At 71.4% G+C, this 23,593-nt stretch carries 19 protein-coding genes and 1 tRNA gene; 19 read left to right on the top strand and 1 reads right to left on the bottom strand.

All coding sequences use genetic code 11. The features are described from left to right. The 11 genes from ECOMGDLI_RS34935 to pyk all read left to right on the top strand — a co-directional run. A partial coding sequence (locus ECOMGDLI_RS34935; RefSeq protein ID WP_088319980.1) for a hypothetical protein occupies window positions 1-449 on the top strand: 449 nt, incomplete at its 5' end. A gap of 223 nt (window positions 450-672) precedes the next feature. Next, a complete protein-coding gene (locus tag ECOMGDLI_RS27230; protein WP_088319979.1) occupies window positions 673-987 on the top strand; it encodes a CD225/dispanin family protein in 315 nt (104 codons plus the stop codon). Window positions 988-1,077: 90 nt separating this feature from the next. Next, window positions 1,078-1,524 (top strand): CD225/dispanin family protein, encoded by a 447-nt coding sequence (locus ECOMGDLI_RS27225; RefSeq protein WP_088319981.1) that lies wholly within the window; start codon window positions 1,078-1,080, stop codon window positions 1,522-1,524. Next, window positions 1,521-1,922 carry a DUF2752 domain-containing protein gene (locus ECOMGDLI_RS27220; RefSeq protein WP_088319978.1) on the top strand — a complete coding sequence of 134 codons (402 nt, stop codon included), beginning with the start codon at window positions 1,521-1,523 and terminating at the stop codon, window positions 1,920-1,922. The genes ECOMGDLI_RS27225 and ECOMGDLI_RS27220 overlap by 4 nt, the downstream gene beginning before the upstream one ends. A gap of 103 nt (window positions 1,923-2,025) precedes the next feature. After that, window positions 2,026-2,838: an indole-3-glycerol phosphate synthase TrpC gene (gene trpC / locus ECOMGDLI_RS27215; RefSeq protein ID WP_088319977.1), complete on the top strand. Its 813-nt coding sequence runs from the start codon at window positions 2,026-2,028 to the stop codon at window positions 2,836-2,838. Window positions 2,839-2,890: 52 nt separating this feature from the next. Further along, window positions 2,891-4,165: a tryptophan synthase subunit beta gene (gene trpB / locus ECOMGDLI_RS27210; protein WP_233153651.1), complete on the top strand. Its 1,275-nt coding sequence runs from the start codon at window positions 2,891-2,893 to the stop codon at window positions 4,163-4,165. Beyond that, complete coding sequence (gene trpA, locus ECOMGDLI_RS27205) at window positions 4,162-4,977, top strand: tryptophan synthase subunit alpha (protein ID WP_088319974.1); 816 nt, start codon at window positions 4,162-4,164, stop codon at window positions 4,975-4,977. The genes trpB and trpA overlap by 4 nt, the downstream gene beginning before the upstream one ends. Beyond that, entirely contained in the window at window positions 4,974-6,179 is a 1,206-nt protein-coding gene (gene lgt, locus ECOMGDLI_RS27200) for a prolipoprotein diacylglyceryl transferase (protein WP_088319972.1), read from the top strand. Before trpA ends, lgt begins: the two co-directional genes overlap by 4 nt. A gap of 315 nt (window positions 6,180-6,494) precedes the next feature. Beyond that, complete coding sequence (gene gltB, locus ECOMGDLI_RS27195) at window positions 6,495-11,039, top strand: glutamate synthase large subunit (protein WP_088319971.1); 4,545 nt, start codon at window positions 6,495-6,497, stop codon at window positions 11,037-11,039. Next, a complete protein-coding gene (locus ECOMGDLI_RS27190) occupies window positions 11,039-12,496 on the top strand; it encodes a glutamate synthase subunit beta (protein ID WP_088319970.1) in 1,458 nt (485 codons plus the stop codon). Before gltB ends, ECOMGDLI_RS27190 begins: the two co-directional genes overlap by 1 nt. 108 nt (window positions 12,497-12,604) lie before the next feature. Next, entirely contained in the window at window positions 12,605-14,029 is a 1,425-nt protein-coding gene (pyk, locus tag ECOMGDLI_RS27185) for a pyruvate kinase (RefSeq protein WP_088319969.1), read from the top strand. Between the two features lie 57 nt (window positions 14,030-14,086). Here the strand turns inward: pyk and ECOMGDLI_RS27180 are convergent. Beyond that, window positions 14,087-14,167: transfer RNA gene (locus ECOMGDLI_RS27180), tRNA-Leu, on the bottom strand. A gap of 106 nt (window positions 14,168-14,273) precedes the next feature. Between ECOMGDLI_RS27180 and ECOMGDLI_RS27175 the strand changes: the two genes are divergently transcribed. The 8 genes from ECOMGDLI_RS27175 (at window position 14,274) to ECOMGDLI_RS27140 (ending at window position 23,484) form a co-directional block, all read left to right on the top strand. After that, the gene (locus ECOMGDLI_RS27175) at window positions 14,274-14,912 is read left to right on the top strand and encodes an ANTAR domain-containing response regulator (protein WP_088319968.1); all 639 of its coding nucleotides are present in this window, start codon (window positions 14,274-14,276) and stop codon (window positions 14,910-14,912) included. 168 nt (window positions 14,913-15,080) lie between these two features. After that, window positions 15,081-16,346, top strand: coding sequence for a branched-chain amino acid ABC transporter substrate-binding protein (locus ECOMGDLI_RS27170; RefSeq protein ID WP_198955221.1), 1,266 nt, complete (start codon window positions 15,081-15,083; stop codon window positions 16,344-16,346). A 225-nt stretch (window positions 16,347-16,571) separates the two neighbouring features. Next, window positions 16,572-17,834 carry a branched-chain amino acid ABC transporter substrate-binding protein gene (locus tag ECOMGDLI_RS27165; RefSeq protein WP_088319966.1) on the top strand — a complete coding sequence of 421 codons (1,263 nt, stop codon included), beginning with the start codon at window positions 16,572-16,574 and terminating at the stop codon, window positions 17,832-17,834. 329 nt (window positions 17,835-18,163) lie between these two features. Continuing rightward, window positions 18,164-19,429, top strand: a complete 1,266-nt coding sequence (locus tag ECOMGDLI_RS27160; RefSeq protein ID WP_088319965.1) for a branched-chain amino acid ABC transporter substrate-binding protein — start codon at window positions 18,164-18,166, stop codon at window positions 19,427-19,429. A gap of 170 nt (window positions 19,430-19,599) precedes the next feature. After that, window positions 19,600-20,643 (top strand): branched-chain amino acid ABC transporter permease, encoded by a 1,044-nt coding sequence (locus tag ECOMGDLI_RS27155; protein WP_088319964.1) that lies wholly within the window; start codon window positions 19,600-19,602, stop codon window positions 20,641-20,643. A 2-nt stretch (window positions 20,644-20,645) separates the two neighbouring features. Beyond that, a complete protein-coding gene (locus ECOMGDLI_RS27150; protein ID WP_088319963.1) occupies window positions 20,646-21,920 on the top strand; it encodes a branched-chain amino acid ABC transporter permease in 1,275 nt (424 codons plus the stop codon). Further along, window positions 21,917-22,732 carry an ABC transporter ATP-binding protein gene (locus ECOMGDLI_RS27145; protein WP_088319962.1) on the top strand — a complete coding sequence of 272 codons (816 nt, stop codon included), beginning with the start codon at window positions 21,917-21,919 and terminating at the stop codon, window positions 22,730-22,732. The genes ECOMGDLI_RS27150 and ECOMGDLI_RS27145 overlap by 4 nt, the downstream gene beginning before the upstream one ends. After that, entirely contained in the window at window positions 22,729-23,484 is a 756-nt protein-coding gene (locus ECOMGDLI_RS27140; protein ID WP_088319961.1) for an ABC transporter ATP-binding protein, read from the top strand. The genes ECOMGDLI_RS27145 and ECOMGDLI_RS27140 overlap by 4 nt, the downstream gene beginning before the upstream one ends. Window positions 23,485-23,593 lie beyond the last annotated feature (109 nt).

Genomic DNA, 23,593 nt, shown 5'->3' with positions numbered 1-23,593 from the left:
CGCCGGCCTACGGCTCGGAGCCGCCGGCGGCCCCCGGCGCGCCGCAGTACGGCGCCCCCCAGCAGCCCCCGCAGTACGGCGCGCCGCAGCCGCCGCAGTACGGGACCCCGCAGCAGCCGCAGTACGGCGCGCCCCAGCAGCCGTACGGCGCCCCGCCGCCCTACGCCGGTGCGCCCGGCGGCTACCCGGTCGCCGGTGCCACGGACTCGAAGGTCAAGACGGCGCTCTACCTCGGCATCGCCGGCATCGTCATGGCGCTGTGCTGCTCGATCGTCGGCCTCGGTCTCGGCATCGCCTCGGTCGTCATGGCGACGCAGGCCGAGAAGCAGGGCCTGCCGGGCAACGCCCAGACCGCGAAGATCGTCGGCTTCGTCGCGATCGGCCTCGGTGCGCTGTCGCTCGTCGGCGGCCTCTTCCTCGGGCTCGGGAACGTCTTCACCGGCAGCTGAGCGCCTCGACCGACAACGTGCGGACGCGCGACCGGGCCCCTCGGGGCCCGGTCGCACGTGCGTGAGGGGCCGGGGCCGGTACGCCGTCCTGCCCCGGCAGCGGTGACGAGTGGCGCGAAACGCCGGTCCCGGACGGCGCCCCGGTGCCATGATCGCCGTCCGCGGACCACTAGCGTGATCCGCCATCGGCCCTGACGAGGGCCTCAACTCGGGATGGAGAGTCATGTCCGAATACGGTGCACCGCCGCCCCCGCCGCCCTACGGGGCCGTGCCCCCGGGGCAGCCCGCCGGCGGCCCGCCGCCGCCGAACTACCTGATCTGGTCGATCCTCACGATCTTCTGCTGCTGGCCGCTCGCCATCCCGGCGATCGTGTTCGCGGCCCAGGTCAACGGCAAGTGGGCGCAGGGCGACGTCGCCGGTGCGCAGGAGTCGTCGCGCAAGGCGAAGCAGTTCGCCCTGTGGGCGACGATCATCGGCGTCATCGTCGGTGTCATCAGCCTCGGCGTGAACATCGCCGCGCTGAGCGCCGGTAGCTGACCTCCGCACGACGGGTCCGCAGGCCCCTTGCGGGCCTGCGGCTCCGTCGTCGTCCCCCTGCCCCCGATCCTGTACGGAGAGGTCACCCCGATGAGTACTGACGGCCCGTACCCGCCGTCCGCCCCCGAGCCCGACCCGGGTGCCCCGGCGCCCTACGGCCAGCCCGCGCCCTACGGCCAACCCGGTCCTGCGCAGCCGCCCGCCTACCAGCAGCCCGGTGCCTACCCGGGCGGCTACCCCGCGCAGCCGGTCTACGGTGCGCCCGCGGGGCCGCCGCCGGACAACTTCCTCGTCTGGGCGATCCTGTCGACGGTGCTCTGCTGCCTGCCGCTGGGGATCGTCTCGATCGTGTACGCGGCCCAGGTCAACGACAAGTGGCTGCGGGGCGACGTCGCCGGGGCGACCGAGTCGGCGCGCAAGGCCAAGCAGTTCGCGATCTGGAGCGCCGGCGTCCAGGCCGTCGTGCTCGTGCTCATCGGGATCTTCTACGTGGGCATCTTCGCGCTCGCGCTCGGTACCGCCTCCACGGCCCCGTGACGTCGGCGGTGCGGCGGCTCGCGGGCCCGGCCGCGGCCGCCGCCCTGGCCGCGGCCGTCGTCGGGTACGTCGGGGCCGTCGACCCGAACCAGGCGGGGCACTACCCGACGTGCCCGTTCCTGTTCGTCACCGGGTTCTACTGCCCCGGCTGCGGCTCGCTGCGGGCGATCCACGCGATGGCGCACCTGGACCTGCTCACGGCCGTCGACCGCAACCCGCTCACCGTCGCCGCCGTCCCGCTGCTGCTGTGGACCTGGCTGCGCTGGACCCGGCGCGCCGCCCGGGGCCGCGCCCGGACGTGGGCGGCACCGCCCTGGGCGGTCTGGTCGCTGCTCGGGGTCATCCTCGGGTTCTGGCTGCTGCGCAACCTGCCTGGTCTGGAGTGGCTCGCCCCCTGACGCCCGGTCCGCCCCGGTCCGCCCCGGTCCGTGCCCCCGGACGGGGGAGGCGTCCGGGGTCGGTACGATCTGAGGCGTCCGCCACTCAGACAGGGGGCCACGCGTGACCGTGCTCGACGACATCCTCGCGGGTGTCCGTGAGGACCTCGTCGGCCGTCAGGCCGCCACGAGCCTCGAGTCGCTCCAGGCCATGGCCGCGGCCCGACCGTCGGCGCTCGCCGCCGAGTCGGTGCTGCGGGAGGGCGAGACCGTCAAGGTCATCGCCGAGGTCAAGCGCTCGAGCCCGAGCAAGGGGGCCCTCGCGGCGATCGCGGACCCGGCCGGTCTCGCGGCCGACTACGAGTCCGGCGGTGCCAGCGTCATCTCCGTGCTCACCGAGGAGCGCCGCTTCGGCGGCAGCCTCGCCGACCTCGCCGCCGTCCGCGCGGCCGTCGACATCCCGGTGCTGCGCAAGGACTTCATCGTCTCCGCCTACCAGGTCTGGGAGGCGCGGGCGCACGGCGCGGACGTCGTCCTCCTCATCGTCGCGGCGCTCGAGCAGGAGGCCCTCGTCTCGCTCGTCGAGCGGGTCCACTCGCTCGGGATGACCGCGCTCGTCGAGGTCCACGACGAGGTCGAGGTGCAGCGGGCGGTCGACGCCGGCGCCCGGGTCATCGGGGTGAACTGCCGCAACCTCAAGACCCTCGAGGTCGACCGTCAGGTCTTCGCCCGGGTCTGCCCGTCGATCCCCGGCGGGATCTACCGGATCGCCGAGTCCGGCGTCCGCGGGCCGCACGACGTCCTCGAGTTCGCGAGGGCCGGCGCGCACGCCGTCCTCGTCGGTGAGAGTCTCGTGACCGGCAAGGACCCGCGCTCGGCGGTGGCCGACCTCGTCGCCGCCGGCGCCCACCCCGCGCTGCGCGCGGTCCGCAAGTGAGGCAGGCGGCGTCAGCACGCTGACCCGCCGCCCGACCGAAGGGAAACGTCCTGTGAGCGCCCCGACCGACCTGCCCGTGCAGGCCCTGACGGCCCACCGCGGCCCGTACTTCGGCCGCTTCGGCGGCCGGTTCGTCCCGGAGGCGCTCGTCGCCGCGCTCGACGAGCTCGACCGCGAGTTCACCGCCGCGATGGCCGACCCGGCGTTCACCGCCGAGCTCGACCACCTGCACCGCACCTACTCCGGCCGCCCGAGCATCCTCACCGAGGCCAAGCGGTTCGCCGCGCACGCGGGCGGCGCCCGGGTGCTCCTCAAGCGCGAGGACCTCAACCACACCGGCTCGCACAAGATCAACAACGTGCTCGGCCAGGCGCTCCTCACGAAGCGGATGGGCAAGAAGCGGGTCATCGCCGAGACCGGGGCCGGTCAGCACGGTGTCGCCACGGCCACCGCGGCCGCCCTGCTCGACCTCGACTGCGTCATCTACATGGGCGAGGAGGACACCCGCCGGCAGTCGCTCAACGTCGCCCGGATGAAGCTCCTCGGCGCCGAGGTGATCCCGGTCACCGCGGGCTCGCGGACCCTCAAGGACGCCATCAACGAGGCGATGCGCGACTGGGTCACGAACGTGGCCGACACGCACTACCTGCTCGGCACGGTCGCCGGCCCGCACCCGTTCCCGACGATGGTCCGCGACTTCCACCGGATCATCGGCGTCGAGGCCCGGCAGCAGGTGCTCGACCTCGTCGGCCGGCTGCCGGACGTCGTCGTCGCGTGCGTCGGCGGCGGCAGCAACGCGATCGGGATCTTCCACGCGTTCCTCGACGACGCGGGCGTGGCGCTGCTCGGTCTCGAGGCGGGCGGCGACGGCGTCGACACCGGCCGGCACGCGTCGTCCATCACCGGCGGCCTGCCCGGCGTGCTCCACGGCAACCGCACCTTCGTGCTGCAGGACGAGGACGGCCAGACCGTCGAGAGCCACTCGATCTCGGCCGGCCTGGACTACCCGGGCGTCGGGCCGGAGCACTCGTGGCTCCACGAGATCGGCCGGGCGACCTACGAGCCGGTCACCGACGCCGAGGCGATGGAGGCCTTCCGCCTGCTCTGCCGCACCGAGGGCATCATCCCCGCCATCGAGAGCGCCCACGCCCTCGCGGGCGCGCTGCGGGCGGGGCAGCGCCTCGGCCCGGACGGCATCGTCCTGGTGAACCTGTCCGGTCGCGGCGACAAGGACGTCGACACCGCCGCCCGCTGGTTCGGCCTCGTGCCGGACGCCGAGCAGACCCCCGCGGTGACGGCCGAGGGCACCGAGGCGGGCGACCGGTGAGCGCGCACACCCGGGTCGGCGACGTCCTCGCCGACGCGCGCGCCGAGGGCCGCGCCGCACTCGTCGCCTACCTGCCCGTCGGCTTCCCGACCGTCGACGACTCCGTGGCCGCGTGCCGCGCCCTCGTCGAGGGCGGTGCCGACATCGTCGAGGTCGGCGTCCCGTACTCCGACCCGCTCATGGACGGTCCGGTCATCCAGCACGCCGTCGAGGCGGCGCTCGAGCGCGGTGCCCGGCCCCGGGACGCGTTCCTCGCGGTCCGCGCCGTCGCGGACGCCGGTGCGGTCCCGCTCGTCATGACCTACTGGAACCTCGTCGACCGGTACGGCGTCGAGCGGTTCGCCGCCGACCTCGCCGACGCGGGCGGTGCCGGTCTCATCACGCCGGACCTCATCCCCGACGAGGCCGACGAGTGGTTCGCCGCCGCCGACAAGCACGACCTCGACAAGGTCTTCCTCGTCGCCCCGTCGTCGACCGACGAGCGGCTCGTCTCGACCGTCCGGGCCTGCCGCGGTTTCGTCTACGCGGCGTCGACGATGGGGGTCACCGGCACCCGGGGCACCGTCGGGAACGCCGCGGAGGCGCTCGTCGCCCGCACCAAGGCCGTCACCGACCTGCCCGTCTGCGTCGGCCTCGGCGTCTCGAACCGCGCGCAGGCCGCCGAGGTGGCCGCGTTCGCGGACGGCGTCATCGTCGGCTCGGCGTTCGTCAAGGTGCTCGCCGACGCACCGGACCGCGAGTCCGGGCTCGACGCGCTCCGCGCGCTCGCGGCGGACCTCGCGGCCGGGGTCCGCGAAGGCCGCACGGCGTGACCGCCGCGGCCGCGGGAGCGGCGCTCCACGCGGTCATCCCGAGCCCGACCCAGGGGGTCTGGTACCTCGGGCCGTTCCCGCTGCGGGCGTACGCCCTGTGCATCATCGCGGGGATCATCCTCGCGGTCCGGATGGGGGAGAAGCGCTACGCGGCCCGTGGCGGCGAGGAGGGTGTCGTCCTCGACATCGCCGCCTGGGCCGTGCCGTTCGGGATCATCGGCGGCCGGATCTACCACGTCGTCACGACGCCCGGTCCGTACTTCGGCGAGGGCGGGAGCCCGGTCAAGGCGCTCTACATCTGGCAGGGCGGGCTGGGCATCTGGGGCGCCGTCGCGCTCGGTGCCCTCGGCGCCTACATCGGCGCCCGCCGGCGCGGGGTCTACCTCCCGCCGCTCGCCGACGCGCTCGCGCCCGGCATCCTCGCCGCCCAGGCGCTCGGCCGGTGGGGCAACTACTTCAACAACGAGCTCTTCGGCCGGCCCACGGACCTGCCGTGGGCCCTGAAGATCTACGAGTGGGACCAGTCCGCCGGGCAGGCGCGGCGCGACGGCACGACGGGTGCACCGATCGTCGACCCGGACGGGCCCTTCCACCCGACGTTCCTCTACGAGTCGCTGTGGAACGCCGCCGGGGTCGCGCTGCTGCTCTGGGCGGACCGGCGCTTCCGGCTCGGGCACGGCCGGCTGTTTGCGCTCTACATCGCGGTCTACACGAGCGGGCGGCTCTGGATCGAGGCGCTGCGGATCGACGAGGCCACGAAGGTGCTCGGGCTGCGGATCAACATCTGGACGTCGATCATCGTGCTCGTGGGGGCGATCGTCGCGTTCGTCGTCGTCACGCGGCGCCACCCCGGGCGGGACGGCGTGCTCGTGCGTCCGGTCGTCGACCCGTCGGCCGACGAGCCCGACCTGATGTCCGACCTCAAGGACGACGCGAAGGACCGGGCGGACCTTACGGACGACGACGCGAAGGACACGTCGGACACCGACGCGGCCGACGCGAAGGTCAAGGACGCCCTCGCCGGGGACGAGCCCGCCGAGAAGGAGCCGGACGCGGCGAAGCGACCGGACGACGAGGCGGACGACGAGGCGGACGACGAGGTTGACGACGAGGCGGACGACGAGGTTGACGACGAGGCGGACGGGACACCCGCCGCAGATGGCTCCTCGACCGACACGCCATCACGCTCAGCGATCAACTGAACGCGTTCCGCAGCGTGGCGGATCCGTCGGGCGACGACGCCTCCGCATGTTACGAAGAGGTTCCATCACCCGTTACAGTGTGACCACTCCACGAGGGCCATGGACGTCCCACGCGGGTCGGTGACGCCGATCTGCGGGACGGGTCACGAGCCCTCCTCCCGCCGGCAGGCGCCACGACCGGACCGTTCCGGGACCGCCGTGCACGGTGACGACACACCCCCTGCCCGCCGCCCGGACGACCGCCGCAGCACAGCCGCATCCGAGACGGGCGAGGCCCTCGCCGCCGCTCGGGACGATCGACGACGAGGTGGACGCATGCTGACGCCCTTCCGCCGGTTCTCCGCCCAGCCCGAGGCCTCCGGCCTCTACGACGGCGCACACGAGCACGACGCCTGCGGCGTCGCGTTCGTCGCGACGATGCGCGGCGAGCCCGGCCACGACATCGTCGAGAAGGCGCTCACCGCGCTGCGCAACCTCGAGCACCGGGGCGCCGTCGGCGCCGAGGTCGACACCGGCGACGGCGCCGGCATCCTCACCCAGGTGCCCGACGCCTTCCTGCGCGGCGTCGTGGACTTCGAGCTCCCCCCGCGGGGCTCCTACGCCGTCGGGATCGCGTTCCTCCCCGACGAGGACGACGCCGAGGCGCAGGCCGTCGCGTCGATCGAGGCGATCGCCGCCGACGAGGGCCTGCGCGTCCTGGGCTGGCGCGAGGTCCCGACGACCGCCGGCCTCGTCGGCGCCACCGCGCGCTCGGTCCAGCCCCGCTTCCGGCAGCTGTTCGTCGAGTCCTCCCGCGGGCGCGTCGTCGGGATGGCCCTGGAGCGGATGGCGTTCTGCCTGCGCAAGCGCGCCGAGCACGAGGCGGGCGTCTACTTCCCCTCGATGTCGTCGCGCACGCTCGTCTACAAGGGCATGCTCACGACCGGCCAGCTCGAGCCGTTCTTCCCCGACCTGTCGGACCGCCGGTTCGCGACCGAGCTCGCCGTCGTCCACTCCCGGTTCTCCACGAACACCTTCCCGTCGTGGCCGCTGGCCCACCCGTTCCGGCTCATCGCCCACAACGGCGAGATCAACACGGTCAAGGGCAACCGCAACTGGATGCGCGCCCGGGAGAGCCAGCTCGTCTCCGACGTCATCCCCGGCGACCTCGAGCGGCTCTTCCCGATCTGCGCGGCCGACGCGAGCGACTCGGCGAGCTTCGACGAGGTCCTCGAGCTGCTCCACCTCGCGGGCCGGTCGCTGCCGCACGCCGTCCTCATGATGATCCCCGAGGCGTGGGAGAACCACGCCGAGATGGACCCGGCCCGGCGCGCGTTCTACGAGTTCCACTCGATGTTCATGGAGCCGTGGGACGGCCCGGCCTGCGTCGCGTTCACCGACGGCACGCTCATCGGGGCCGTGCTCGACCGCAACGGCCTGCGTCCCTCGCGGTACTGGGTCACCGAGGACGGCCTCGTCGTCATGGCGAGCGAGGTCGGCGTCCTCGACATCGACCCGTCGACCGTCGTCAAGAAGGGCCGGCTCCAGCCGGGCCGGATGTTCCTCGTCGACACCGAGCACGGCCGGATCGTCGACGACGAGGAGATCAAGGCCGACCTCGCCGGCCAGCACCCGTACGACGAGTGGCTGCACGCGGGGCGGATCTTCCTCAAGGACCTCCCCGAGCGCGAGCACGTCGTCCACACGCACGCCTCGGTGACGCGGCGCCAGCAGACGTTCGGCTACACCGAGGAGGAGCTGCGGCTCCTCGTCGCGCCGATGGCCCGCGCCGGTGCCGAGCCGATCGGCTCGATGGGCACCGACACCCCGATCGCGGTGCTCTCGAACCGGCCGCGGCTGCTCTTCGACTACTTCACCCAGCTCTTCGCGCAGGTGACGAACCCGCCGCTGGACGCCATCCGCGAGGAGCTCGTCACGGCGCTCGGGACGGCGATCGGCCCGGAGGGCAACCTGCTCTCGGCGAGCCCGGCGCACTGCCGCCAGGTCGTGCTGCCGTTCCCGGTCATCGACAACGACGAGCTCGCGCGGCTCGTGCACATCAACAAGGACGGCGACCTGCCGGGCTACGCGACGGTCACCGTCAAGGGCCTGTACAAGGTCGACGGCGGGGGAGCGGCCCTGCGCGAGCGGATCGAGGAGATCTTCACCGAGGTCTCCGCCGCGATCGAGCAGGGCGCGAAGTTCGTCGTCCTGTCCGACCGCGACTCGACGGCCGACCTCGCGCCGATCCCGTCGCTGCTCCTGACGAGCGCGGTCCACCACCACCTCATCCGGGAGAAGACCCGCACCCAGGTCGGGCTCATCGTCGAGGCCGGTGACGTCCGCGAGGTGCACCACGTCGCGCTGCTCATCGGCTACGGCGCCGCCGCGGTCAACCCGTACCTCGCGATGGAGAGCGTCGAGAACCTCGTCCGGCGCGGCGACATCACCGGCGTCTCGCCGGAGAAGGCGGTCGCGAACCTCATCAAGGCGCTCGGCAAGGGCGTGCTCAAGGTCATGAGCAAGATGGGGATCTCGACGGTCGCGTCCTACCGCGGCGCCCAGGTCTTCGAGGCCATCGGCCTCGGCACCGAGCTCGTCGACCGGTACTTCACCGGGACGACGTCGCAGCTCGGCGGCATCGGCCTCGACGTCATCGCCGACGAGGTCGCCCGGCGGCACGCGAAGGCGTACCCCGCCGACGGCATCCGGGACCCGCACCGCCGGCTCGAGGTCGGCGGCGAGTACCAGTGGCGCCGCGAGGGCGAGCCGCACCTGTTCGACCCCGACACGGTCTTCCGGCTGCAGCACTCGACCCGCTCCCGGCGCTTCGACGTCTTCAAGGAGTACACGTCGAAGGTCGACGAGCAGTCGGCCCGGCTCATGACCCTGCGCGGGCTCTTCCGGTTCAAGGAGGGCCAGCGCCCGCCGGTCCCGCTCGACGAGGTCGAGCCGATCGAGGCGATCATGAAGCGCTTCTCGACCGGGGCGATGTCCTACGGCTCCATCTCGATGGAGGCGCACGAGACCCTCGCCATCGCGATGAACTCGATCGGCGCCAAGTCGAACACGGGCGAGGGCGGCGAGGACCCCGAGCGGCTCCTCGACCCGGCGCGGCGCAGCTCGATCAAGCAGGTCGCGTCGGGGCGGTTCGGCGTGACGAGCCTGTACCTCACGCACTCCGACGACATCCAGATCAAGATGGCGCAGGGCGCCAAGCCCGGCGAGGGCGGCCAGCTGCCCGGCCACAAGGTCTACCCGTGGGTCGCACGGACCAGGCACTCGACGCCGGGCGTCGGTCTCATCTCGCCGCCGCCGCACCACGACATCTACTCGATCGAGGACCTCGCCCAGCTCATCCACGACCTGAAGAACTCCAACCCGGGTGCGCGGATCCACGTCAAGCTCGTCTCCGAGGTCGGCGTCGGGACGGTCGCGGCGGGCGTCAGCAAGGCGCACGCGGACGTCGTCCTCATCTCCGGCCACGACGGCGGCACCGGCGCCAGCCCGCTGACGTCGCTCAAGCACGCCGGCGCCCCGTGGGAGCTCGGCCTCGCCGAGACCCAGCAGACGCTCGTGCTCAACGGCCTGCGCGACCGGATCGTCGTCCAGACCGACGGCCAGCTGAAGACCGGCCGCGACGTCGTCGTGGCCGCGCTCCTCGGCGCCGAGGAGTTCGGCTTCGCGACCGCGCCGCTCGTCGTGTCCGGCTGCATCATGATGCGGGTCTGCCACCTCGACACCTGCCCGGTCGGCGTCGCGACGCAGAACCCCGAGCTGCGCGCCCGGTTCTCCGGGAAGCCCGAGTTCGTCGTGACGTTCTTCGAGTACATCGCGACCGAGGTCCGCGAGTACCTCGCCGAGCTCGGCTTCCGCAGCCTCGACGAGGCGATCGGCCACGCCGAGGCGCTCGACACGGCCGCGGCCGTCGAGCACTGGAAGGCGTCCGGGCTCGACCTCACGAAGATCCTCGCGACGCCGGACGTGCCCGCGGACACCCCGCGGCGCTGCGTCACCGTGCAGGACCACGGCCTGGAGAAGGCGCTCGACCACACGCTCGTCGAGCTGTCGGCCGACGCGCTCGAGCGGCGCGAGCCGGTCCGGGTCACCCTGCCGGTCCGCAACGTCAACCGGACGGTCGGCGCGATGCTCGGCCACGAGGTGACGAAGCGCTGGGGCGGCGACGGCCTTCCGGACGACACGATCGACGTGACGCTCACCGGCTCCGCCGGGCAGTCGTTCGGCGCGTTCGTGCCGCGCGGCGTGACCCTGCGGCTGTTCGGCGACGCGAACGACTACGTCGGCAAGGGCCTGTCCGGCGGCCGGATCGTCGTGCGCCCCGACCGGTCGGCCGCGTTCGCCGCGGAGCACAACATCATCGCCGGCAACGTCATCGGCTACGGCGCCACGAGCGGCGAGATCTACCTGCGCGGGCAGGTCGGCGAGCGGTTCTGCGTCCGCAACTCCGGGGCGACCGCCGTCGTCGAGGGCGTCGGCGACCACGGTTGCGAGTACATGACGGGCGGCACGGTCGTCGTCCTCGGCCGCACCGGCCGCAACTTCGCGGCCGGCATGTCCGGCGGCGAGGCGTACGTGCTCGACCTGCGGACGACGCGCGTCAACACCGAGCTCGTCGACCTCCTGCCGCTCGACGACGAGGACGCCGAGGTCCTCCAGTCGATCGTGCGCCGGCACCGGGAGGAGACCGAGTCCGCGGTGGCGTGGCGGCTCCTGCAGGACTGGCCGGCCGCGGTGCCCCGCTTCACGAAGGTCATGCCGCGCGACTACGCGCGGGTCGTCGGCGTGCGCAAGCAGGCGGTCGCCGAAGGGCTCGACCTCGAGTCCGACGTCGTCTGGAGCCGGATCATGGAGACGAACTGATGGCTGACCCCAAGGGCTTCCTCACCGTCCGCGACCGCGAGCTGCCGCCGCGGCGCCCCGTCCCGGTCCGGATCCAGGACTGGCGCGAGGTCTACGAGGACACCGACCGCACGGTGCTGCGCCGGCAGGCCGGCCGCTGCATGGACTGCGGGATCCCGTTCTGCCACAGCGGCTGCCCGCTCGGGAACCTCATCCCCGAGTGGAACGACCTCGCCTGGCGCGGTGACTGGCGGGAGGCGATCGAGCGGCTGCACGCGACGAACAACTTCCCCGAGTTCACCGGGCGGCTGTGCCCCGCGCCGTGCGAGACCGCCTGCGTGCTGGGGATCAACCAGCCGCCGGTGACGATCAAGCAGGTCGAGGTCACGGTCATCGAGGAGGCGTTCGAGCGCGGCTGGGTCGAGCCCAAGCCGCCGGAGCGGCTGTCCGGCAAGACCGTCGCCGTCGTCGGCTCCGGCCCCGCGGGCCTGGCCGCCGCGCAGCAGCTCACCCGGGCCGGCCACACCGTCGCGGTGTACGAACGGGCCGACCGGGTCGGCGGTCTGCTGCGGTACGGCATCCCCGAGTTCAAGATGGAGAAGAGCGTCCTCGACCGGCGGCTCGCGCAGATGGAGGCCGAGGGCACCCGGTTCCGCCCGGGGGTCGACGTCGGCGGCCAGCTCACCGGCCAGGCGCTGCGGGAGCGGTACGACGCCGTCGTCCTCGCCGTCGGGGCCACCGCCTGGCGCGACCTGCCTGTCCCCGGGCGCGAGCTCACCGGGATCATGCAGGCGATGGAGTTCCTGCCGCCCGCGAACCGGGTCGCCGTCGGTGAGGCGGTCGAGGGCCAGGTCACGGCCGAGGGCAAGGACGTCGTCATCATCGGCGGCGGCGACACCGGCGCGGACTGCCTCGGCACGTCGCTGCGGCACGGTGCGCGCTCGGTGACCCAGCTCGAGATCATGCCCCGCCCGACCGAGGAGCGGCCCGCCGGCCAGCCCTGGCCGACGTACCCGATGACCTACAAGGTGACCTCCGCCCACGAGGAGGGCGGCGACCGGGTCTACGCCGTGAGCACCCAGCGCTTCGTCGGCGACGAGGACGGCGCCGTGGCCGGGCTCGAGCTCGTCGAGGTCGAGCTCGTCGACGGCCGGTTCCAGCCCGTCGAAGGCTCGGTCCGGACGATCCCGGCGCAGCTCGTGCTGCTCGCGATGGGCTTCGTCGGGCCGGAGAAGGGTGCGCTCGTCGAGCAGCTCGACGTCGCGCTCGACCCGCGCGGGAACATCTCCCGGGACGCCGCGTACATGTCGTCGGTCCCCGGCGTCTTCGTCGCCGGGGACGCCGGCCGCGGCCAGTCGCTCATCGTCTGGGCGATCGCCGAGGGCCGCTCGTGCGCGGCTTCGGTCGACCGCTGGCTCACGGGGAGTAGCGTTCTTCCTGCGCCCATCCCTCCGACGGCGAGGCCGCTGACCGTCTGACCGCAGGTCCGACCAGATCCCCGCCGGCGGCGAAGGCGGCGCCAGGCAGCACCGTGCGGCCCGGATCGGCCGCACGGCGTCCACAACGACCTCCGAGGAACGCCACGCATGCGTCGCGCCAAGATCGTCTGCACGCTCGGCCCGTCCGTCGACGGCCGGGTCGCCGAGTTCGTCCGTGCCGGGATGGACGTCGCCCGGCTCAACCTCAGCCACGGCTCGTACGAGGAGCACCAGAAGCGCTACGACGAGGTGCGGGCGGCGAGCGACGAGACCCACCGCGCCGTGGGGGTGCTCGTCGACCTGCAGGGCCCGAAGATCCGGCTCGGCCGGTTCGCCGACGGCCCGCACGACCTGCCCGAGGGGCACGTCCTCACGATCACGACCGAGGACGTCCCGGGGGACCGGAACCTCGTCGGGACGACGTACAAGGGCCTGCCCGGTGACGTCTCGGCCGGCGACATCATCCTCGTCGACGACGGCAAGGTGGCGCTGCGGGTCAAGTCCGTCGACGGCCCCCGGGTCGTCACGACGGTCGAGATCGGCGGCACGGTCTCCAACAACAAGGGCCTCAACCTGCCCGGCGTCGCCGTGAGCGTGCCGGCGATGTCCGAGAAGGACGAGGCCGACCTGCGCTGGGCGCTGTCCATCGGCGCGGACATGATCGCGCTCTCGTTCGTCCGCAGCGCCGCGGACATCGAGGTCGTCCACAAGATCATGGACGAGGTCGGCCACCGGCTGCCCGTCATCGCCAAGGTCGAGAAGCCGCAGGCGGTGGACAACCTCGAGGAGATCGTCCGCGCGTTCGACGGCATCATGGTCGCCCGCGGCGACCTCGGCGTCGAGCTGCCGCTCGAGCAGGTCCCCATGGTGCAGAAGCGGGCCGTCGAGCTCGCCCGCCGCGCCGCCAAGCCGGTCATCGTCGCCACCCAGGTGCTCGACTCGATGATCTCGCTGCCGCGCCCGACCCGCGCCGAGGCGTCGGACTGCGCGAACGCCGTCCTCGACGGTGCGGACGCGATCATGCTCTCCGGCGAGACGAGCGTCGGGAAGTACGCGCTCGAGGCGGTCCAGACGATGGCCCGCATCATCAGCGTCACCGAGGAGCAGGGGCTCGACCGGATCTCGCCGCTCGGCACCCGGCCCTCGACGAAGGGCGGCGCCGTGACGTACGCGGCGGCGACCGTCGGCGAGCTGCTCGACGTCGCGTTCCTCTGCGCGTTCACGACGAGCGGCGACTCCGCCAAGCGGATGGCGCGGCTGCGCTCGCCGATCCCGCTGCTCGCGTTCACGCCCCGCCCCGAGGTGCGCTCCCAGCTCGCCCTGACCTGGGGCGTGGAGACGTTCCTCGTCGACGAGGTGGCGCACACCGACGACATGGTCGGGCAGGTCGACGAGGCCCTCCTCACGAGCGGGCGCGGCCGGCTCGGCGACCAGGTCGTCATCGTCGCCGGCTCCCCGCCCGGGGTGCCCGGCTCGCTGAACACGCTGCGCGTCCACGGCATCGGGAACGCGACGACGAACCCCGACGCCTGAGCGACCCCAGGCGCAGCGGCGGCCGGCACCCCTCGGGGCGCCGGCCGCTGCCGTCCGTGCCGGGTGCGGGACTCGAACCCGCATGCCTCTCGGCGGCGCAGTTTGAGTGCGCTGTGTCTGCCGTTCCACCAACCCGGCGCTGCACCGACTCTAGCCGAGCACCGGATCACCCGGTCGGGTGTCACCTGCGCCACCCCGGGCGCCACGACACGTCCCTGCAACCCGGAGGGCCTAGGCTTGCGCCGTGACCACAGGTGAGAACGGGACCGTCGCCGCGCGCCGCGTGGTCGTGGCCGAGGACGAGGCCCTGATCAGGCTCGACATCGTCGAGATGCTCAGGGAGGCCGGCTACGACGTCGTCGGCGAGGCCGGCGACGGCGAGGAGGCGGTGCGCCTCGCGGAGGAGCACCGGCCGGACCTCGTCGTCATGGACATCAAGATGCCCGTCCTCGACGGCATCTCGGCGGCCGAGCGGATCGCCGGCGGCCGGATCGCCCCCGTCGTGCTCCTCACGGCCTTCTCGCAGCGCGAGCTCGTCGAGCGGGCCCGGGACGCGGGCGCGATGGCGTACGTCGTCAAGCCCTTCACGTCGGCCGACCTGCTCCCCGCGCTCGAGATCGCCGTGAGCCGGCACCAGGAGATCGCCGCCCTCGAGGCCGAGGTCGCGGACCTGTCCGACCGGTTCGAGACGCGCAAGCTCGTCGACCGGGCCAAGGGCCTGCTCCAGTCGAAGTTCGGCATGACCGAGCCCGAGGCGTTCCGCTGGATCCAGAAGACCTCGATGGACAAGCGCCTCACCATGCGTGAGGTGGCCAGCGCCATCGTCAACTCGACGAACCCGGCCGAGGGGTCCGCCGCCGTCCGCGGTGGCGCGGAGGCCTGACCGACGCGTCCGTCGTTCGGTTCGTGGTGAACGGTCCGTCCTGTCCGGGGCGGGCCGTTCCTTCGTTACCCAACCGACGCGGGCGCGCGACGCTGCCGACACAAGATCGTCAGTAGCCTGCGGCAACTCTGCGGGCAGCGGGCCCGCGGGCGATCCGAGGGGAAGCGAATGCGACGACGACTGCTGACGGCCGGGGCGATCACCCTGGCCGGGGCCATGGCTCTCGCCGCGTGCGGCAGCGGCTCTTCCGGCGGTGGCACGGGTGATGCGGGCAAGACCTTCATCATCTCCACCGACCAGCCGCTCCAGGGCGCCTCCGGGGACTCGTCCAAGGCGGTGAACCAGGCCATCCAGCTCTACCTGGACCAGATCGGCTCCAAGGCGGGCAGCTACAACGTCAAGCTGAAGATCTACGACGACTCGACCGCCGCGAAGGGCCAGTGGGACGACGCCACCTGCGCGAAGAACGCCCAGGACCACGTGGCGAACGCCGACGAGATCGCCGTCATGGGCACCCTGAACTCGGGCTGCGCGAAGATCATCGCGCCGGTGCTCAACCAGGACCCGAACGGCCCGATGCTCATGGTGTCGCACGCCAACACCAACCCCGGTCTGACGAAGACCTGGGACCCGGGCGAGCCGCAGAAGTACTTCCCCACGGGCACGCGCAACTACGCCCGGGTCATCACGACGGACGACTACCAGGGCGCCGCGGCGGCGATCTACGCCAAGGAGAAGCTCGGGACGAAGACCGTCTACATCCTCAACGACAACCAGACCTACGGCCAGGGCGTCGCGAAGGCCTTCGAGACGAAGGCCAAGGAGCTCGGCATCACGGTCGCCGGCAACGAGCCCTGGGACGCCAAGCAGCCGACGTACACGGCCCTGTTCAACAAGATCAAGGCGTCGAAGCCCGACCTCATCTACATCGGCGGGATCTACGACAACAACGGTGGCCAGCTCATCAAGGACAAGGTCGCCGTCCTCGGTGACAACGAGACCGTCAAGGTCATCGCGCCGGACGGCTTCACCGGCTACCCGGAGCTCGACAAGCTCCCGCAGGGCCAGGGCATGTACCTGAGCTTCGCGGGCCTGTCGAACGAGCAGCTGCGCGCCGCCGGCGGTGCGGCCGCCAAGCTCCTCGACGACTACAAGGCCAAGTACGGCGCCGACCCCGCGACGAGCTTCGCCCTCTACGGCGTCGCCGCGGTCCAGGTCATCCTCGCGGCCCTGGAGAAGTCGGACGGCACCCGCAAGTCGGTCACCGACCAGGTGTTCACCGGGGCCGGCATCACGATCCCGGCGGCGACGTCCGCGATCGGCAAGGAGATCAAGATCGACCCGGCGACGGGCGACACCACCGCGATCGACATCTCCATCCTCGTCATCAAGGACAACACGGAGTCCTTCGTGGCGGCGCAGCCGGTGAGCTGACGCAACGGTCCGGTAACGGTCGCGCAGAGCGGCCGTCGGGCGGGTCCTCCCGCTCGGCGGCCGCTCTGTGCGCTTTGTCCTCACATGGGCGACCGCTCGGCGAATCGTTGTCGACCGGTGACCGTTGCGGGGCCCCCAGCATGCTGATCGGCGACACGGGTCGGTGCTAGGTTCCGGCCCGGTGAGCGGGCAGCAGGCCCGCGCAGCGAAGGGAACCCACTGGATATGAAGCAACCCATCCGCGTGGCCGCGGTCGTCGTTCTGGGTGCCGTCGCGCTCGCCGCGTGCGGCGGCGGCAGCTCGTCCGGCTCCGCCGGTGGCGACAGCAAGGCGCTCGTCATCGGGACGGACCTGCCCCTCCAGGGTGCGTCCGCCGACGCGTCGTCGTCGACGAACAACGCGATCCAGCTCTACCTGGACCAGGTCGGCGGCAAGGCGGGCGCGTACAGCGTCACGCTGAAGGCGTACGACGACTCGACCGCCGCCAAGGGCCAGTGGGACGACGCGACCTGCGCGAAGAACGCGCAGGACCACGTCGCGAACACCGCCGAGGTCGCGGTCATGGGCACGTACAACTCCGGCTGCGCGAAGATCATCGCGCCGGTCCTCAACCAGGACCCGTCCGGCCCGATGCTCATGGTGTCGCACGCGAACACCAACCCCGGCCTGACGAAGACCTGGGACCCGGGCGAGCCCCAGAAGTACTTCCCGTCGGGCCAGCGCAACTACGCGCGCGTCATCACGACGGACGACTACCAGGGTGCGGCCGCGGCGACGTTCGCGGCCGAGAAGCTCGGCGCGAAGTCGATCTACATCCTCAACGACAACCAGACCTACGGTCAGGGTGTCGCGAAGTCGGTCGAGGACAAGGCCAAGGCGATCGGCCTCACGGTCATCGCGAACGAGCCGTGGGACTCCAAGCAGCAGAGCTACACGGCGCTGTTCAACAAGATCAAGGCCGCGAAGCCGGACATGATCTACCTGGCCGGCATCTACGACAACAACGGCGGCCAGCTCGTCAAGGACAAGGTCGCCGTCCTCGGTGACAACGCGACGCTGCCGATGATGGCGCCGGACGGCTTCACCGGCTACCCGGAGCTCCAGAAGCTGCCGCAGGCCGAGGGCCTGTACCTGTCGTTCACCGGCCTCACGGTCGACCAGCTCAAGGCCGGCGGCGGCGCCGCGGCGAAGCTGCTCGACGACTACAAGGCCAAGTACGGCAAGGACCTCACCTCGAGCTTCGCCCTCTACGGCGTCGCGGCGACCCAGGTCATCCTGGCCGCCATCGAGAAGTCGGACGGCACCCGCAAGTCGGTCAACGACGCGGTGTTCACCGGTGAGGGGATCACCATCCCGGCCGACAAGTCGCTCACGGGCAAGGAGATCAAGATCGACCCGGCGACGGGTGACGTCACCTCCAAGGACGTCTCGATCCTCCAGATGAAGGGCGGGGCGGAGACCTTCCTCCAGGCCCAGGCCGTCAGCTGATCGACCCGCCCGCGGCTCGCCGCGGGGGAGGGGCCGGGTGCGTCGCACCCGGCCCCTCCGTCGTCCCCGCCGGCACCGGTCGCGCGCTGTGAGGTCCGCCATGGGCGGCTTCTGGCGGATCGCACCCCCGCAACACGGACGAAATCCACCGGTCATCTGTACACCGGCTTGTATACCGATTTGTGTACCTTCCCCTGAGAGCGTTTTCGAATCGTTGTGGAGACGTCGCCGAACGGGGCGGCCCAGCCGCTCCCAGGGGCCTTCGGCGGTGGTAGTTTCCCCGACCATCGGAGCCGGGCGCTCGACCCGGCCGGGGAGAGGTTCTAGACATGGTGAAGCCGATCAAGGCTGTTGCGGCGGTGGCCCTCGCGGGCCTCGCGCTCGCGGCCTGCGGTGGCGGCTCGAGCGGCGCTGCGGGCGACGGCGGTGGCAAAAAGGTCGTCATCTCGACGGACCTGCCGCTGCAGGGTGCCTCGAAGGACGCGTCGGACTCCACGAACAACGCGATCAAGCTCTACCTGGAGCAGGTCGGCAACAAGGCCGGCGACTACACCGTCGAGCTGAAGACGTACGACAACTCGACGGCCGCCAAGGGCGCCTGGGACGACGCGACGTGCGCGAAGAACGCGCAGGAGCACGTGGCCAACACCGCCGAGGTCGCGGTCATGGGCACGTTCAACTCCGGCTGCGCCAAGATCGAGGTGCCGGTCCTCAACCAGGACCCGACCGGCCCGATGCTCATGGTGTCGCACGCGAACACCAACCCCGGCCTGACGAAGACCTGGGACCCGGGCGAGCCGCAGAAGTACTACCCGTCCGGTACGCGCAACTACGCGCGCGTCGTGACGACGGACGACTACCAGGGCGCCGCTGCCGCGATCTACGCGCAGGAGAAGCTCGGGGTCAAGTCGGTCTACATCCTCAACGACAACCAGACGTACGGCCAGGGTGTCGGCAAGTCGTTCGAGACCAAGGCGGCGGCGCTCGGCATCAAGGTCATCGCCAACGAGCCGTGGGACGCCAAGCAGGCGAACTACACCGCGCTGTTCAACAAGATCAACGCGGCGAAGCCGGACATGGTCTACCTCGCCGGCATCTACGACAACAACGGTGGCCAGCTCGTCAAGGACAAGGTCGCCGTCCTCGGTGACAACGCCGGCGCGGTCAAGCTCATGGGCCCGGACGGCTTCACCGGCTACCCGGAGCTCAACAAGCTCCCGCAGGCGCAGGGCATGTACCTGACCTTCGCGGGTCTGACCACCGACCAGCTCAAGGCCGGTGGCGGCGCGGCCGCCAAGCTCCTCGAGGACTACAAGGCCAAGTACGGCGCCGACCCGGCCTCCAACTACGCCCTCTACGGCGTCGCGGCGGTCCAGGTCATCCTCGCGGCCATCGAGAAGTCGGACGGCAGCCGCAAGTCGGTCACCGAGCAGGTGCTCTCGGGCACCGGTATCTCGATCCCGGCGGACAAGGCGGCGATCGGCAAGGAGATCAAGATCGACCCGGCGACGGGCGACACGACGGCGATCGACATCTCCGTCGAGGTCATCAAGGACAACAAGGAGACGTTCGTGGCGGCGCAGACCGTCAGCTGAACGACCCCTGCCGGCGGGCCGGCCCGTGCATCGGGCCGGCCCGCCGGACTGTCCGCATCACGTCCGTACGCATGACGGACGCGCAACACGGCACGCGCGCCGTCGCGACCCGGTAGCGTGCGCCCACTGTCGATCATCTGTTCCCGTCGACCACCCGAAGGGCTTCGCCCATGAGCCAAACCGCCATCGAGGCCGCCGAGGCCCGGCCGTCCCTCGCCGTAGGCGCCCTCCTCGAACGGGGGACCGGCTACCTGCTCCTGCTCGCCGTCGCCGCCTTCGCGGTGTGGCACCTCGTCGCCACCCCCGCTGCGTTCTTCACGACGCTGGTCGTCGGGATCAACCAGGGCGCGCTCTACGCGCTCATCGCCCTGGGCTACACGCTCGTCTACGGCATCATCGAGCTGATCAACTTCAGCCACGGCGACCTGTTCATGCTCGCGAGCGTGCTCTCGGGCTTCCTCATGGTCAGCGCCTTCGGGGCGACGGCGGCCACGACGGGTGCGTTCCTCGCGCTCATCGCCACGCTCGTCCTCGCGATGATCTTCGGGGCGGCGCTCAACACGACGGCGGAGCGGGTGGCCTACCGGCGACTGCGCCGCGCGCCCAAGCTCGCGCCGCTCATCACGGCGGTCGGTCTGTCGTTCGTGTACCAGTGGGGCGGCATCAAGTCGAACGGCTCCGGGCAGCGGAACTGGGACACGATCCTCGGCTCGAGCGGTTTCACCGTGCTCAACGTCAAGGTGCCGTGGTCGATGATCGTCGTCACGGCGGTCACCGTCCCGCTCCTCCTCGGGCTCAACTGGGTCATCCAGAAGACCCGGCAGGGCAAGGCGATGCGCGCCACCGCGCAGGACCAGGACGCCGCCCGGCTCATGGGCATCGACGTCGACCGGACGATCTCGCTGACGTTCGCGCTCGGCGGCGCGATGGCCGGTGCGGCCGGTCTGCTGTACCTGCAGACCTTCGGCACGACGCGGTACGACGCGGGCTTCCAGCTCGGTCTCATCGCGTTCACCGCGGCCGTCCTCGGCGGTATCGGCAACCTCAACGGCGCCGTCCTCGGCGGCGTGCTCATCGGGCTCGTCCAGGCCCTGAACGACCGGTTCGGGCTCGGCGTCGCCTACTCCCAGACCGTCGTGTTCACCATCCTCATCCTGCTCATGGTCTTCAAGCCTGAAGGCATCCTGGGCAAGCCGACCACGGAGAAGGTGTGACGATGGCGACGACCACCGCCGCCCCCGGCACCGCGGCCGCGGCCGCGAAGGCGCACACGACGAACCGGAAGTGGGCCGTCGGCCTGCTCATCGCGGTCGTCGTGATCTTCCTGCTCTACTCCCAGATCCTGCCGAACGCCCCCGCCGACGTGCAGACCTTCTTCCGGCGCTGGCTGTCCGTCAGCGCCGTGAACGAGGCCGTGCTCTGGGTGGTCTTCGCCCTCGGCCTCAACATCGTCGTCGGCTACGCGGGTCTGCTCGACCTCGGGTACGTCGCGTTCTGGGCCATCGGCGGCTACGTCGCCGGCTGGATCATGTCGCCGTTCGCCTCGTCGATGTACTCCAGCTGGGGCGGGCTCAAGGTGAGCATCCTCGGCCGGCCGCCGGACATCGAGGGCCTCGACACCGGCATCCACGTCAACTTCTGGCTGGTGCTGCCGATCGCGGGTCTGTTCTGCGCCCTGTGGGGCCTCATCATCGGTGCCCCGACGCTGCGGCTGAAGAGCGACTACCTCGCGCTCGTCACGCTCGGGTTCGGCGAGATCATCCCGCAGATCCTGCGCAACGGTGAGCGCATCGGCCCCAACGGTGTCTTCAACCTCTCCAACGGCGACAAGGGCATCAGCCCGGTCGACCCGATCCCGACGTGGCCGATCAGCTACATCCCGGGCGTCCCGGACGAGCTGGCCCTGAAGGCGAGCGACCTGCCGTACAAGTTCCTCGTGTACTGCCTGCTCGCGGCGCTCACGATCTTCGTCTCGCTGCGGATCCGGGAGGGTCGGCTCGGCCGGGCCTGGCTCGCGATCCGCGAGGACGAGCTCGCGGCGAGCATGATGGGCGTCCCGCTCATGCGGACCAAGCTCTCGGCGTACGCCGTGGGTGCCTTCGCCGGCGGTCTCGGCGGCGTCGCGTTCGCCACGCACGTCGGTGGTGTCTTCGCGAGCCGGTTCGACTTCGCGATCTCGATCACGCTGCTCGCGATGGTCGTCCTCGGCGGCATGGGCAACGTGTGGGGTGTCACGGTCGGTGCGCTGGCACTGGCCTGGATCAACTCCACCGGTCTGGAGCAGGTCGGGCAGCAGATCAACTCGTCCTTCGGGACGGACATCGACTTCCCGTCCTACCAGTTCCTGCTCTTCGGCCTGATCCTCATCCTCATGATGCTGTTCCGGCGCGAGGGCCTGCTGCCCGAGACGCGGACCCGGCAGGTCCTCCAGGAGCCCGAACGCGGCGAGCTGGAGTCCGTCGGTGCGGACCTCGAAGGAGAGCCGAAGTGACCACTCAGCCCGCGACGACGGTCGGCGAGGCCCTTCGCGCCGACAACATCACCATCAAGTTCGGCGGTCTCGTCGCCGTCGACAACGTCTCGTTCGTCATCCCCGAGAACGGGATCGTCAGCCTCATCGGCCCGAACGGCGCCGGGAAGACGACGTTCTTCAACGTCCTCACCGGCCTCTACAAGGCGACCTCGGGGCGGGTCCACCTCGGCGGGACGGAGGTGTCCGGCCTCGCGCCGCACACCATCGCCCACATGGGGCTGGCCCGGACGTTCCAGAACATCCGGCTGTTCAACCTCATGACGGCCGAGGAGAACGTCATGGTGGCGATGCACTCCCACATGAAGTCGGGGATCCTCTCCACCATCCTGCGCACCCCCGCCCAGCGGCGCGAGGAGGCACAGGCCCGCGACACCGCCCGCGAGCTGCTCGACTTCGTCGGGATCGGCAAGACCGCCGAGGAGTACGCGCGCAACCTGTCCTACGGCGACCAGCGCCGGCTCGAGGTCGCGCGGGCGCTCGCCCTGCGGCCGCGGGTGCTCCTGCTCGACGAGCCGACGGCGGGCATGAACCCGCAGGAGTCGGCCCGGTTCGTGGACTTCGTGCACCGCGTCCGCGACGAGCGCCAGGTGTCCGTGCTCCTCATCGAGCACGACATGAGCGTCGTCATGCGGGTCAGCGAGCGGATCACGGTCCTCGACCGCGGTCAGAACATCGCCGAGGGCTCGCCGGACGACATCCGCAACAACCAGCGCGTCGTCGAGGCGTACCTGGGCAAGACCGGGACCGATGGCTACGGGAGCGACGAATGACGGTCAACTCCGGCGCTGCGCCGACCGGGCGCGAGGGCGGGGACAACCTCCTCGCCGTCGAGGACCTGCACGTCTACTACGGCAACATCGCCGCGGTGAAGGGCGTCAGCCTCCACGTCAAGCAGGGCGAGATCGTCACCCTCATCGGCTCCAACGGTGCGGGGAAGTCGACGACGCTGCGGACCATCTCCGGCCTCCTGCGGCCGAAGAAGGGCACGCTCACGTACGACGGCCAGAACCTCGCGACGATGCGGGGCGACAAGATCGTCGGTGCGGGCATCTGCCACTCGCCCGAGGGCCGGCGCATCTTCCCCCGCATGACGGTGGAGGAGAACCTCGACCTCGGTGCGTTCCTGCGCAACGACAAGGCCGAGATCGCCGCGGACAAGGAGCGGGTGCTCGAGCTGTTCCCGCGACTGCGGGAGCGGATCACGCAGAAGGCCGGGACGATGTCCGGCGGCGAGCAGCAGATGCTCGCGGTCGCCCGGGCCCTCATGGGCCAGCCGAAGCTCCTGCTCCTCGACGAGCCGTCGATGGGTCTGGCGCCGGTGCTCGTCGACCTGATCTTCGACACGATCAAGACGATCCGCGACCAGGGCACGACCGTTCTGCTCGTCGAGCAGAACGCGCTCGCGGCCCTGCGGGTCGCCGACTACGCGTACGTCCTGGAGTCCGGCGCGCTCAAGCTCACGGGTCCGGCCCGGGAGCTGGCGAAGAACGACGAGGTCGTCAGCGCCTATCTCGGAGGCTGATCGCACCCTCGCCGAGCACGTCCCGGCACCTGTTCCACACCCGTCACGGGCGCCCCAGGCGTCACGGACGGTGCCCGGAGGGCGCCCCGGTCGAGGACCGGGGCGCCCT

This window comes from Kineosporia sp. R_H_3 (assembly GCF_002198675.1).
In the GTDB taxonomy this organism is placed as follows: Bacteria; Actinomycetota; Actinomycetes; order Actinomycetales; family Kineosporiaceae; genus R-H-3.
This window is presented reverse-complemented; position numbering and strand designations above follow the sequence as displayed.

Coding starts and splice junctions, on each gene's coding strand:
- ECOMGDLI_RS27230 (WP_088319979.1), top strand. CDS start 673: ATGTCCGAATACGGTGCACCGCCGCCCCCGCCGCCCTACGGGGCCGTG.
- ECOMGDLI_RS27225 (WP_088319981.1), top strand. CDS start 1,078: ATGAGTACTGACGGCCCGTACCCGCCGTCCGCCCCCGAGCCCGACCCG.
- gltB (WP_088319971.1), top strand. CDS start 6,495: ATGCTGACGCCCTTCCGCCGGTTCTCCGCCCAGCCCGAGGCCTCCGGC.
- ECOMGDLI_RS27190 (WP_088319970.1), top strand. CDS start 11,039: ATGGCTGACCCCAAGGGCTTCCTCACCGTCCGCGACCGCGAGCTGCCG.
- pyk (WP_088319969.1), top strand. CDS start 12,605: ATGCGTCGCGCCAAGATCGTCTGCACGCTCGGCCCGTCCGTCGACGGC.
- ECOMGDLI_RS27170 (WP_198955221.1), top strand. CDS start 15,081: ATGCGACGACGACTGCTGACGGCCGGGGCGATCACCCTGGCCGGGGCC.
- ECOMGDLI_RS27165 (WP_088319966.1), top strand. CDS start 16,572: ATGAAGCAACCCATCCGCGTGGCCGCGGTCGTCGTTCTGGGTGCCGTC.
- ECOMGDLI_RS27160 (WP_088319965.1), top strand. CDS start 18,164: ATGGTGAAGCCGATCAAGGCTGTTGCGGCGGTGGCCCTCGCGGGCCTC.
- ECOMGDLI_RS27155 (WP_088319964.1), top strand. CDS start 19,600: ATGAGCCAAACCGCCATCGAGGCCGCCGAGGCCCGGCCGTCCCTCGCC.
- ECOMGDLI_RS27150 (WP_088319963.1), top strand. CDS start 20,646: ATGGCGACGACCACCGCCGCCCCCGGCACCGCGGCCGCGGCCGCGAAG.
- ECOMGDLI_RS27140 (WP_088319961.1), top strand. CDS start 22,729: ATGACGGTCAACTCCGGCGCTGCGCCGACCGGGCGCGAGGGCGGGGAC.